This window comes from Pseudomonas sp. K5002 (assembly GCF_013386655.1).
GTDB lineage: Bacteria > Pseudomonadota > Gammaproteobacteria > Pseudomonadales > Pseudomonadaceae > Aquipseudomonas.
This window is the reverse complement of record NZ_JACARK010000237.1, coordinates 1-11,734: the sequence shown is the minus strand read 5'-3', so window position 1 is coordinate 11,734 and position 11,734 is coordinate 1. Positions and strand designations below refer to the sequence as shown.

Annotated in this window: 14 protein-coding genes; 6 read left to right on the top strand and 8 right to left on the bottom strand. The window is 61.3% G+C overall.

The window, feature by feature from the left end; genetic code table 11:
- The first annotated feature begins 201 nt into the window (after window positions 1-201).
- Window positions 202-1,035, top strand: a complete 834-nt coding sequence (dapF, locus tag HX846_RS12660) for a diaminopimelate epimerase (protein WP_178965488.1) — start codon at window positions 202-204, stop codon at window positions 1,033-1,035.
- Here the strand turns inward: dapF and HX846_RS12655 are convergent.
- Window positions 1,004-2,179, bottom strand: a complete 1,176-nt coding sequence (locus HX846_RS12655) for a PAS domain-containing sensor histidine kinase (RefSeq protein WP_178965487.1) — start codon at window positions 2,177-2,179, stop codon at window positions 1,004-1,006. The two genes, dapF and HX846_RS12655, sit on opposite strands and share 32 nt — an antisense overlap.
- Window positions 2,166-2,984: an alpha/beta fold hydrolase gene (locus HX846_RS12650; protein WP_003210178.1), complete on the bottom strand. Its 819-nt coding sequence runs from the start codon at window positions 2,982-2,984 to the stop codon at window positions 2,166-2,168. Before HX846_RS12650 ends, HX846_RS12655 begins: the two co-directional genes overlap by 14 nt.
- Window positions 2,985-3,111: 127 nt before the next feature.
- Here HX846_RS12650 and HX846_RS12645 point away from each other — a divergent pair, with 127 nt between their 5' ends.
- Entirely contained in the window at window positions 3,112-4,317 is a 1,206-nt protein-coding gene (locus tag HX846_RS12645) for a YgcG family protein (RefSeq protein ID WP_178965486.1), read from the top strand.
- Between the two features lie 14 nt (window positions 4,318-4,331).
- On the opposite strand, the gene HX846_RS12640 is transcribed toward HX846_RS12645, so the two are convergent.
- Window positions 4,332-5,012 (bottom strand): class I SAM-dependent methyltransferase, encoded by a 681-nt coding sequence (locus HX846_RS12640; protein WP_178965485.1) that lies wholly within the window; start codon window positions 5,010-5,012, stop codon window positions 4,332-4,334.
- A gap of 132 nt (window positions 5,013-5,144) precedes the next feature.
- Between HX846_RS12640 and HX846_RS12635 the strand changes: the two genes are divergently transcribed.
- From HX846_RS12635 to HX846_RS12625, 3 genes are all read left to right on the top strand, one after another.
- Window positions 5,145-5,660: a GNAT family N-acetyltransferase gene (locus HX846_RS12635; protein ID WP_256739809.1), complete on the top strand. Its 516-nt coding sequence runs from the start codon at window positions 5,145-5,147 to the stop codon at window positions 5,658-5,660.
- A 75-nt stretch (window positions 5,661-5,735) separates the two neighbouring features.
- Window positions 5,736-6,281 carry a hypothetical protein gene (locus tag HX846_RS12630; RefSeq protein WP_017475120.1) on the top strand — a complete coding sequence of 182 codons (546 nt, stop codon included), beginning with the start codon at window positions 5,736-5,738 and terminating at the stop codon, window positions 6,279-6,281.
- Window positions 6,274-6,486 (top strand): hypothetical protein, encoded by a 213-nt coding sequence (locus HX846_RS12625; RefSeq protein ID WP_087692434.1) that lies wholly within the window; start codon window positions 6,274-6,276, stop codon window positions 6,484-6,486. Before HX846_RS12630 ends, HX846_RS12625 begins: the two co-directional genes overlap by 8 nt.
- A 10-nt stretch (window positions 6,487-6,496) precedes the next feature.
- Here the strand turns inward: HX846_RS12625 and HX846_RS12620 are convergent, their stop codons facing one another.
- From HX846_RS12620 to HX846_RS12610, 3 genes are all read right to left on the bottom strand, one after another.
- On the bottom strand, window positions 6,497-6,922 hold the full coding sequence (locus HX846_RS12620) for an N-acetyltransferase (RefSeq protein WP_178965483.1): 426 nt from the start codon (window positions 6,920-6,922) through the stop codon (window positions 6,497-6,499).
- Complete coding sequence (locus tag HX846_RS12615) at window positions 6,919-7,410, bottom strand: GNAT family N-acetyltransferase (RefSeq protein ID WP_134326378.1); 492 nt, start codon at window positions 7,408-7,410, stop codon at window positions 6,919-6,921. The genes HX846_RS12620 and HX846_RS12615 overlap by 4 nt, the downstream gene beginning before the upstream one ends.
- A 221-nt stretch (window positions 7,411-7,631) precedes the next feature.
- Window positions 7,632-9,047: a cytosine permease gene (locus tag HX846_RS12610; RefSeq protein ID WP_178965482.1), complete on the bottom strand. Its 1,416-nt coding sequence runs from the start codon at window positions 9,045-9,047 to the stop codon at window positions 7,632-7,634.
- A 251-nt stretch (window positions 9,048-9,298) separates the two neighbouring features.
- On the opposite strand from HX846_RS12610, the gene HX846_RS12605 reads away from it, so the two are divergent.
- On the top strand, window positions 9,299-10,210 hold the full coding sequence (locus HX846_RS12605) for a LysR substrate-binding domain-containing protein (RefSeq protein WP_003210159.1): 912 nt from the start codon (window positions 9,299-9,301) through the stop codon (window positions 10,208-10,210).
- A 118-nt stretch (window positions 10,211-10,328) separates the two neighbouring features.
- Here HX846_RS12605 and argE read toward each other — a convergent pair whose 3' ends face one another.
- Window positions 10,329-11,474 (bottom strand): acetylornithine deacetylase, encoded by a 1,146-nt coding sequence (gene argE, locus HX846_RS12600; RefSeq protein ID WP_102606138.1) that lies wholly within the window; start codon window positions 11,472-11,474, stop codon window positions 10,329-10,331.
- Window positions 11,471-11,734, bottom strand: a 264-nt coding sequence (locus HX846_RS12595; RefSeq protein WP_178965481.1) for a DUF1028 domain-containing protein, incomplete at its 5' end; no start/stop codon positions are given. The genes argE and HX846_RS12595, both read right to left, overlap by 4 nt.

Here is an 11,734-nt window from a genome sequence, read left to right as displayed (position 1 = left end):
GCAAAGGCGGCGTTGGCGAACGCGGCGAGCAGCGCGGCGAGGGCCACGGTGTGCAGAGGGCGTTGGAGCATGCTGTTCCTCAGGGATGGATTGACCCGATCGGGGCGCAGCCACGCTACCATGCCCGTGATGGGAATTTGATGAAATACCCGCCAGCCCCCTATCCTAGCCCGCCAAGCCCGGTCGAGAACAGGACGCCCCATGACTTTGCAGTTCGTGAAGATGCACGCCCACGGTGATGATTTCATCGTGATCGACCGGCGCGGCCAGGATGACCCGATCACCGCTGAAATCGCCCGCCGCCTGGGTGACCGTCATCGCGGCATCGGCTTCAATCAATTGGCCGTGGTGCTCGACTGCACTGACGCGGCTGCCCGCATCACATTCTGGAACCCCAACGGCACCCCGCTCGACACCTGCGGCAGCGCCACCCGCGGGGTTGCAGACATGCTGATGCGCGAAGCCGGCACTGCCACCCTCGTGCTGCGAACCAACCGGGGGCTGCTGACGTGCGTGCGCGAATCGGGACAGCGGGTGTCGGTGGACATGGGGCTGCCTTCATTGGGCTGGGAAGAAATTCCGCTGGCGCAGGCGATGGACACCGAACGCTTGCCGCTGGAGGGCGACCCGGCGGCGTGCGGCATGGGCAACCCGCATTGCACGTTCTTTGTCGATGACCTGGCGACGGTCGATATTGCGGCGGTTGGCCCGTCACTGGAAACCCACCCGTTGTTCCCCAACAAGACCAATGTGCATTTCGTGCAGGTACTCGACCGGGGTCATATCCGCCTGCGCATCTGGGAACGGGGCGGCGGTATCCCGCAGGGCTCGGGTTCGTGCTGTTGTGGCGCGGTGGTCAACGGGATTCGTCGTGGGCTGCTGGATGACACCGTCGACGTGCAATGCGATGGCGGTACCGTGACGGTGCATTGGGATGGGCGCGGCGGCGTGGTGCTGACGGGGGCTGTCCAAACCGTTGTTCACGGCACGGTGGCTGCCGCGCTCATGGGTGGCGCAATGGAAAGTACACACTGAAGGTGGTGCCCTGGTCCGGGCTTGAACTCACCGAAACACCTCCACCATGAGCCTTGGCGATTTCCCGCACGATAAACAGCCCCAGGCCAACGCTACGCACCTCACTGTCCTGCTCCGTGCCTCGGGTCATGGGTTCAAACAAGCCAGCCATCAACGCTTCGGGAATCGCCGGCCCCTGGTTATGCACCGAGAGCCGGCTCTCTTGCGCGTCCTGGTGCGAGGTGATGGTAATCGGCTGTTGCAGGTCGCCGTACGCCACGCTGTTGGCCACCAGGTTGCCGATGATTTGTTGTATGCGGTCGGCATCCAGGAACGTGCGGGCGCTGCCCGTGGCGTGATGTTCTAGGGTCGCCGTGGGGAACGCCACTTGCAACTCGTCGAGACTGTCACGGGTGACGGCGTGCAGGTCGAGTGCTACGGGATTGATGCTGATGCCCTGGCCGACTCTGGCCTGAGTGAAGTCCAGCAAGTCGGCGATCATCCGCTGCGCCCGTTCGGTGGACAGGCCGATATGCCCCAGGAGTTGGCGCTCCTTGGGGCTGCGCTCGCCACGGGCGAGGAACTCCGAGGCCATCTTGATTGCGGTAAGCGGGTTCTTCAGGTCATGGCTGACAATCGCGACCATCTGCTCGGCAAACAGCGCCCGGCGCTGGGCGATTTCATAGGCGCTGCTCAGTTCGGCCTGGGCCTGCTGCAGCGCGACTTCAGTGGCGGTCTTTTCCTGCAACAAGGCTTCAGCCAGTTTGCGGGCATTGAGCAGTTCACGCTCGTACTTGTCGCGGTCGGTGGTGCCGAAGAGGGCCAGTTCGTTATAGGCAATGCCGGCATGTTCGTACCTGACGCCGTTGAGCAATACCGTGACGGTGCGCCGGTCACGGTGCAGCAGGTCGAGTTTTACTTCAGCGATGGAGCCCTGCATTTTCATCAGCGGCCCCAGGTGCGTCTGATGGAAGATCCGCCCGCCCATCGTCAGCAAGTCCTGGAACCGTCGTTCTTTCAACTCATCGATGCTGAAGCCGGTCCAGTCGCTGAAGCACTGGTTGGCCTGCACGATGGTGCCGTCTTCCCGGGTAACCACCAAGGCGCAGGGCGCGCCGTCGAACAAACGTTGAGGATCCGGCAACGACAGGTTATCGACTGGCATCGGCACCTACCCATGGCAACAGGAAACTGTCCATGGCCGCTGAGCAGGCCCCAGGTGCACTCATGTGCGGGCAATGCCCCACGTTATCGACCAGGCAATACGTGCTGGCGGGCAACGCCGCGTGCAGGTATTCACCCACGCAGACCGGTGCGATCAAGTCGTCGGTGGATTGCAGAATCAGGGTGGGGGTCATCAGGCCGGCGATGTCCTGGCGGTTGTCCGACAGGAACGTCACCCGTGCGAAGCGCTTGGCGATGTCGGGCTCGGTGCGGCAGAAGCTGTTGGTCAGTTCTTCGCCGAGGGCCGGTTGCCCGGGTGCGCCCATGATTACCGGGGCCATGGTGCTGGACCAGCCGAGGTAATTGCTGTCGAGGGTATCGAGCAACGAATGGATATCGTCGAGGGTGAACCCGCCCGTGTAGTCACCGGAATCGATATAGCACGGCGAAGGACCGATCATCACATGGGCGGCGATTGTTCCGGGCGCCTGGCGATCGGCCAGGGCGCCGATCATCGCGCTGACGGAGTGCCCCACCAGCACCACCGGGCCCACGGCGTATTCATCAACAATCTCGCCCAAGTCATGGGCGTAGCCGGCGAGTGAGCTGTATTTTTCGCTGTCGTACGCGCCCAGGTCGGACTGGCCAGCCCCCACCAGGTCATACAGCACCACACGGAAACGCCCGGTGAAATGAGGAAACAGATAATTCCACATGGTTTGATCACACCCGAAGCCATGGGAGAAAACCAGGGTCGAGGGACCGCTGCCATACACCCTGACGTTGTTGCGCTGCTGAAGGTCCATGGCGTTCTCGTGTAGGGCGTGTGTGGGGGTGGCGTAAGTCTAGATAGTCGGTGGCGTCGGGTCACCTGTTTATAGCGTCGATAGGGTAAAGTCGGCCGATTCAGGATGAAACTTCAGGTAACAAAACATGATGGTGTTCCTACGGCAATGTGTCTTGGGCTTGCTACTGATCGTTTCCGGCTCGCAGGTGTGGGCCGATACCGTTCCCCCGGCGCCGGTCACGGTTGCGCTGGACCAGCGCGTGATCGACCTGACCCAAACCCTCGACGCTGCCACTCAATCGCGTATGACCACGCAACTCGCCAGTCTGGAACAACGCAAGGGCGCACAGGTGGCGGTGATGCTGCTGCCGAGCACCCAGGGCGTTGGCATCGAGGACTTCGCCAACCAACTGTTCCGTGCCTGGAAACTGGGGCGCAAGGACGTCAACGACGGCATCCTGCTGCTGGTGGCGAAAGACGATCGCAAGGTTCGGATCGAAGTCGGTTACGGCCTGGAGGGCGTGGTCACCGACCTGCTGGCCCACCGCATCATCGAGGAACACATCACCCCGGCGTTTCGCCAAGGCGATTACGCAGGCGGCGTGCAGCAAGCGGTGGACGACCTGACGCTGTTGGTGGAGGGGGGCAATTTGCCCGAGGTGGCCAAGGCCGGTTTTCCGCCTGAAGCGTATGCGGTACTCCTGGCATTTATGTTTGGCGGGGTGGTCGGGGTATTGATGGGCGCCGAAAAACTCCCTTGGCGCCGGGCCCTGATGGCGGTGGTCGTTGTCACCGTGGTGCTGGTCGCGGTTGCGGGCGGCAAGGACTGGCCGGTCTATTTGCTGTTGCTGCCCCTGTGCATGCTGATCGGTGGCGCTACTTTCGGCGCGTTGTGGCAGGCGAGGGCGGCGTTTTACACCGTGCTGGTGCTGTTGGGCTACATCGCCGGCGTGCTGCTGACCGATAACTTCGTGCGCGAGATATCCCTTATTCACTGGCTGGCTTATCCATTCGCAGGGTTGCTGGTCCTGGGCCTGTATCTCGGCCTGTTCCTGGTGATGAAGAGCATGTGGAAAGAGAGCCAGGGTGGCTTTATCGCGCGGCTGGTGGCGGTGCTGGTGGTGTACGGGATCGTGGGGGCATTGATTGACAAGGGCGCCACGGGATGGCTGCTGGCGTTTCCCTTCGCTTCGTTCGCGGCGCTGTTCATCTTTGCCCACGGTATCAGCGGCGGGTCGGGGTCGGGGTCGGGTGGGGGCTCCAGCTCCTCCGGTTCGAGTTCCAGTTCCAGCAGCAGCTCATCGGGTGGTGGTGGTTCCAGTGGTGGGGGTGGGGCGTCGGGGAGTTGGTAAGCCTCCCCCGGAAGCTAGGCGGGCTTGTAGGCAATCCAGCCCTTGAAGCTGAAGCCCGCGTAGAACAGTTCCACACCTTCGAAGCCTGCCTCCCGTAGCAGCGCTTCATCGTCGTTGGGTGACAGCACCGGCAAGTGGCTGCTGATGGCGGTAATCGCCCGCTGCGCATCTTCAGCCGGTACGCCGGAATCCACCGCATAGGCCGCATAACGCTTCAGCCAGCGCGCTTTTTCCTCTGGCGAGGATTGGGGGAAGCTGTGATGCGCCGCAATCAAAGGCGCGCCCGGCGACAAGCGCCGCCACAGCTCTTTCAGAGTTTGCAGACGCTCTTCGGTCGGGATGAAATGCAAGGTCAGCAAGGACGTGGCGGCATCGAACGGCCCCTCGGGCGCGGTATCGATATAGCCTTCATGCAACTGCACCCGGGCCATCAGCGGACCCAAGGTGGCCTCGGCCAGCTTCAGCATCTCGGCAGACGGGTCCACCCCCACAAACTGCCACTCGGGCTGGCTGTCGGCAAACTTCTTCAACTCCAGGCCGCCGCCTGCACCGAGTACCAATACCTTGCCGGTGGCTGGGACGCTTTCGCGCAGCAACAGGGTGGTCATGCGCTGCAGGGACTCGAAACCCGGTACCAGCCTCACCGGGCCTTCGGCGTAGCGGGCAACAGCGTCGGGGTCTGAAAACCAGGTCATTGCTGGCTCCTGTTGGCGGGGGAAGCGACAACCCTACTGGGGCAAATTCAGGCTGGCAATTGAAGAGATGTGCAGTTGTGTTAAAACGTTGCCTTTGCTGATTTTGAGAGTACCCCTCGAATGCTTCCCGACATGCTTATCCGCGATGCACGGCCTGAAGACGCGTTATGCGTTGGTGTGCTGGGCATGCAGGTTTTTCTCGATACTTACGCCACCGAAGGCATTCGCGACTCAATCGCCGCCGAGGCGCTGCAAGCGTTTTCGCCCCAGACGATTTCCGCTCTGATCGCCCAGCCGGGCACGGCCATCATCGTCGCTGAAGCCAATGGGCATCTGGTGGGGTTTGCCCAGGTTGCGATGGACACCGGCCATGCGCTGATCTCAACCCCGAAGGCGGCGGAGTTGCAGCGGCTCTACATCCAGGAACGGTTTACCGGGCTCGGACTCGGCTACCGTTTGCTGCAAGCGGCTGAACAGCGCGCAGGGCAGGGTGGCGCTTCTTTGTTGTGGGCGACGGTGTGGGTCGGCAACGAGCGGGCGCTGGGTTTTTACCCGCGTCGTGGTTATGAGCTACTGGGGGCGCCTACGTATACGTTCCAGAATGAAACCCATGAAAATCGGCTGTTTGGTAAAAGACTTCAGTCTTAACGCGTGAGCAATTGCACTTAAGAAAATCGAAATAATGTCGATATGATGTCATCGCTCACAAGGACCGTTTATCCGATGAAAGTGTTAAAGCTCGCCGTTGCCTGTGTATTCCCGCTGCTCGGCGCCTGTTCCGACTACCACTACAAGAACTACCAAGGCGATTGGGCCCCGGAAAAAATGCAACCGGTCGACCTCTCCGACAACCACCCGAATGCAGCGCTGGTGTACTTCGAAACGTTCCGGGTACGTGAACTGGGCGTGCCGTTTCACCGCTTGGTGTTGGCCACGGAAGTAGACGGCGTTGCGCTCCCGGGCGCCGGTCGACGTTCAATCCTTGATGTGTCCGGTGAACAGGCGCTCAAGTTGGCTCCGGGCAAGCATTCATTGCGCTGGTGCAACGTGTCGATGAACGCCTTGGGCACCGGCGGCGCCTTCTGCAACAAAGGCGCCGATGATGTGGTGTTTGCCGGGGGCCAGCGGTATGTCGTGACCTTCCGCATGACCGCCAGCACCAAGGGCTACCCGGGTGCCTACAGCGTGGAGTACCGCACGTACTCGACGATCAAGAACCTGGATACTCAGGAAGTCATTTTTCCGTTGGAAGGACAGGGTGATGGCTGAGCGCCTCGCACTGGAGAAGTTGGCTTATCTGGAGTTCCTGCGCCTTCTTGAGGCGAGTCATTTTGAATCGCAGCGCACCGGCCAAGCGTTCTACAACCACTTCGACTTGCACCGGCTTTCGGATCAACAAGCGCTAGCTGGGTTGTATGCGGCGGATGGGCGTCAGGCGATAAAGCTGATTGAGCGTATGTTCGACATCGAGTGAAGTAAGTTCCTCAGAGCATTTTGTTCAGGAACACCCGGCTGCTGCCTTCCGGGTCGCACGGGATTTCACCAAACCGCACCCAGCCATTCTTCTCGTAAAACTCCGGGGCCTGGAAACTGAGGGTGTACAGCATCGCCGAGCGGCAGCCACGATGACGGGCTTCGTCTTCGAATGCTTTCAGCAGCGTTGTGCCCAGGCCTGAGCCACGCAGGGCCTCGGGCAGATAAAACAGGTCGAGAAAGGCCATGCCGAGGCTGGTTTTTCCGGTGATGCCGCCGAGGGTTTCACCGGTGTCGGGATCCTTGATCAGCACCGTCAACGGACGTCGGTCATTGGACCCGGTGACGTGCTCGTTGAAGGCGGCGAGGCCGCTGCCCAGGAGCTGCTCGGCTTTGGCGTCTGGCTGGTCGCCGACCTCAATCAGATGCGGCTTCATAGATCCATCACCATCTCATGCCACGCCATCCCGCCATGGTCCGACGCCGACGGCTGCACATAGCGATAGCCCATGCGCTTATACAGCTCCACATGGCGGTCCTTGCACATCAGGTGAATGGTCTTCTTGCCCATCGCCTGCATGCGCTGCACGAACTCCGTCATCAAGCGCGTGGAGTAGCCCTTGCCTTGCTGGGCGGGATCCACCACCACCGACATGATCACCACATTCGGCGCATCGGCTGAATGCCCGACCAACTCCTTGAAGGCCTCATCCGACATCACCACTTCATCGGCGCAACCGCAGTTGATGAAACCGACCACAACACCATCCGCCTCCAGGATCAGAAAGCCTTGCGGGTACAGCGCAATGCGCGTGGCGATCTTTTCCAGGGTCGCGGCTTCATCGCCTTCGTAGGCCGAGATTTCGATCTCGTAGCAACGGTTGGCGTCTGCGGGGTTGGCGTTACGGAAGGTGAGGGCGTGCATTGGGTTACCGGAGAAATTGAACGACAGCCCCCATGATAAAGAAAGAACACCCCGACAGCACCGCCGAACACAAAACCCACTCACACCACCGACCCCCTATGGGAGCCGTCGAGCTTTAGCGAGGCCGCGATGGCGGCCTTCCTGGCACCATCAATATTCGCCAAGCCGGATAACTGGAAAACCCGCAAATGCGGGTTTTCTGGTAACTGAGCCAGGCTCTATTAAACCCCACCCACCAACTTCCCCCCCTCCAACCGCCGCTTATACGCACTGTCCCGACTCGCCAACCAGAAATACAACGGCGACGTCACCACCAACCCCACCAACCAGGACAAATCCGCCCCGTTGATATGCGCCGAAATCGGCCCGACATACAGCGGCGTATTCATAAACGGAATCTGCACCACAATCCCCACCGCATAGGCCACCAGCGCCTGAGGGTTGTACCGCCCGTAGATCCCTCCATCCACGCGAAAGATCGAACCGATGTCGTACTTGCCCTTATGGATCGCATAGAAGTCGATCAGGTTGATCGCCGTCCACGGCACCAGTACCACCAGCAGCACCAGCACCATGTCCACGAAGTGCCCGATAAAATCCTTCGACGCAAACACCGCCGCAATCGAGCACGCCGCCAGCACCAGCACCGAGATCACTGCACGCGCCTTGGCGGTGGGGATCCAGCGGTAGGCAAAGGTCTGTACCAGGGTGATCAATGACAGCACCGCACCGTACAGGTTAAGCGCGTTGTGGCTGATCACACTAAGCAGGAACAGCAACAGCATCAGCGAGCCAATGGAGCCGGTCGCCAGTTTGACCGCGTCCATGGTGTCCATGCCCACCGGCGTAGCCAGTACCGCAACCGCACCAAAGATGAACGACAGGCTGGAACCGAGCACGGTGCCCAGATAGGTGGTCCAGAAGGTCGACGCCACCGGCACATCCGCCGGCAGGTAGCGGGAGTAGTCAGACACATACGGCGCAAACGCGATCTGCCACAGCGCCGCCAATGACACGGTGGCCAGCCAGCCGGAGATGTTGAAGTTACCGCGTGTCAGGAAGTCGGCCGTCTGCACATGGGTGAAGATGTAGCCGAACCCCAGCACGATGCCCGCGCCCAGCACCCAGGTGCCGATGCGGTTGAGGACGTGGATGAAGCGGTAGCCGATGATGCCGATGATCCCCGAGCCGATGGCGCCGATGACGATGCCTACCGGTACCGGGATCGCGTCGACGACGCCGTGCAGGGATTTGCCCGCCAGTACGATGTTGGAGGCGAAGAAGCCGATGTACATCACGCCGGCGATCACCACCACCAGCAGTGCGCCAAGGGAGCCGAACTGGGCGCGGCTCTGGATCATTTGCGGGATGCCCATTTGCGGGCCCTGGGCCGAGTGCAGCGCCATCAGCACGCCGCCGACGAGGTGGCCGACGAGGATGGCGATGATGCCCCACACCAGGTTAAGGCCGAACAGTTGCACGGCCAGCGCGCCGGTGACGATGGGCAACGGCGCGATGTTGCCGCCGAACCACAGGGTGAACAGGTCTCTTACCTTTCCGTGGCGATCTTCCGGGGGCACGTATCCAATCGTGTGTTTTTCGATAAGCGGGGCGGAGGATGTTGCAGTGGTAACCATGACGAGCTCCAAGGCAAGGTGAGTACGTTGACGTACTTCGCTGGGCGGCGCGTGTGCGTCGCTTTTGTTGTTGGAGTGATCATGTGCAATGGTCACAGGGAGGTAAATTAGTAAGTTTGTTGCTATAGACCTTAAAAATAATATCTCGCGGGGTTTTTTGCTCCGGTATGTTGCATGCACTTGAATCAGTGTGAAAAAGCCGATTTTCACGCACTTGTTTGGGGCGAAATCCCACGTTTATGGAGGTCCCGATGGCTGCCTATAACCTGCGCCAGCTCAGATATTTTGTAACCACGGCCGAGTGCGGCAGCGTGGCAGAGGCCTCGCGCAAGCTCTATATCGCGCAACCGTCGGTGTCGACGGCCATCAAGCAGTTGGAAGACAGCTTCGGTGTGCAGCTGTTTATCCGCCATCACGCCCAAGGGGTGTCACTGACGCCGAGCGGTGCGCGGTTCTATCGCAAGGCTCTGGAGCTGCTGCGGGTGGCCCACGAATTTGAGCAGAACGCCCTGGCAGACAATGACGTGGTGGCGGGGCAGATCGATATCGGTTGCTTCGAAACCGTGGCACCGCTGTATTTGCCGCGCTTGATTGCCGGTTTCCGGGAGCGTTGGCCGGGGGTGGAAATCCGTCTGCGCGATGGCGAACAACAGGAACTGGTGCAGGCGCTGACGGCCGGCAGTATCGATGTGGCGATGCTGTTTGAGCATGACCTGGGCAGCGCCATTGAGACCACGCCGCTGATGCCGCCGCAGCAACCCTATGCGTTGCTGCCGGCGGATCACCGGTTTGCGCAGCAGGCCAAGGTGTCGTTGGCGGACTTGGTGCTGGAACCGATGATTTTGCTGGATGTGCTGCCGAGCCGGACGTACTTCGTGAGCATCTTTGAAGAGCGTGGGCTGACGCCGAATATTGTCTTCAGTTCGCCGTCGATCGAGATGGTGCGGGGGATGGTGGGGCGCGGGTTCGGGTTTTCGATCCTGGTGACCAAGCCGTTTTCGCCGTATTCCTATGACGGGCAGAAGCTGGTGTGCGTGCCGTTGGCGGAGACGGTGACGGGGTCGGGGTTGTCGGCGGTGTGGTTGCGGCGGGCGCCGTTGACCAAGCCGGTGCAGTTGTTTGTGGAGTATTGCCGGGAAGAGCTGGCGCGGTTGTTAGGTTAGACACAGAACTAAAAATGTGGGAGCGGGCTTGCTCGCGAAAGCGGTGGATCAGTCAATACATCGGGTGACTGTCGCACCGCATTCGCGAGCAAGCCCGCTCCCACATTTGGCCCGCGTTTCAGGCGCGAATCGAGTCGAGCATGCGCAACAACATGGCATCGCAAGCCTTCAGTTGCGCAACACTCACAAACTCATCCGGCTTATGCCCCTGGTCCATGCTCCCAGGCCCGCACACCACCGTCGGAATGCCCGCCGCATCAAACAACCCACCCTCGGTCCCGAACGCCACGGTGCCAAATTCCCGCGAGCCGCAAAACGCCGCAATCAGCTCCGCCGCCTGGCTGCGCTGGTCGGTGGCCAGCCCCGGGTACGCCGACAACTCACTGAAGCGAATCGCACTCTGCCGGCTCACCGCCTGCATCCGCGGCAACACCTGCTGCATCGCATAGGCTTGCAGCTCCTCGGCCACTTCACCCGGGTCCATCGAGGGCAGGGCGCGCACTTCAAAGTCAAAACGGCAATCGGCAGGCACGATATTCAACGCCTTGCCCCCGGAGATCACCCCGGTTTGCACGGTGCTGAACGGCGGGTCAAAGCGCTCGTCCTGATGCACCTTGAGGCGCTGGCCGATTCGCCCCAGCTCACCAATCAACTCGGCCGCATACTCGATCGCATTCACGCCCTGGGGCGCATACGCCGAATGGCAGGCCTCGCCATGCACTTCACAGCGCATGGCGAGCTTGCCTTTATGGCCCAGCACCGGCTTCAACTCGGTGGGCTCGCCGATAATGCACAGCAGTGGTTTCACCGGCCATTGTTCCAGCACCTTGAGCAACGAACGCACCCCAAGGCAGCCGACTTCCTCGTCGTAGGACAGGGCGATGTGCACCGGCATGCGCAAGTCTGCGCTTGCCAAGGCCGGCACCAGCGCCAGTACACAGGCGATGTAGCCCTTCATGTCCGCCGTGCCCCGGCCAAACAGCTTGCCGTCGCGTTCGGTCAACTCAAACGGCGGCAACGTCCACGGCTGGCCATCCACCGGCACCACATCGGTGTGCCCCGACAGCACAATCCCGGGCACATTCGCCGGGCCGAGGGTGGCGAACAGATTGGCCTTGCTGCGCTCATCGTTGTAGATCAACTCGCAAGGCACGCCGAACCCTGCCAGGTAATCGCGCACGAACTCGATCAGCTTCAGGTTGGATTCGCGGCTGGTGGTATCAAACCCCACCAGCGCCTGCAGCAGTTCCCGGCTGGTGCTCATCGGTCGTCTCCGGCCACGCCGTAGCCAGGGGAGCGGTCCGGGGCGAGGGCGCGGTCGATGTAGTCCTGCACCTGTGGACGGTAGGCGTCCCAGAGCTTTTGCAGCTCGGCGATCGGCTGCTCGTCGGCCCAATCCACCCGCAGGTTGATGATCGGCCAGGTCAGCTCGCCCACCACCACCAGCGCGGCGGAATGCACCGGCCCGGCTTCGCCCCCGGCGGCAATGGCCGCATGCATCGCGGCCAGCAGGCGGTCTGCCAG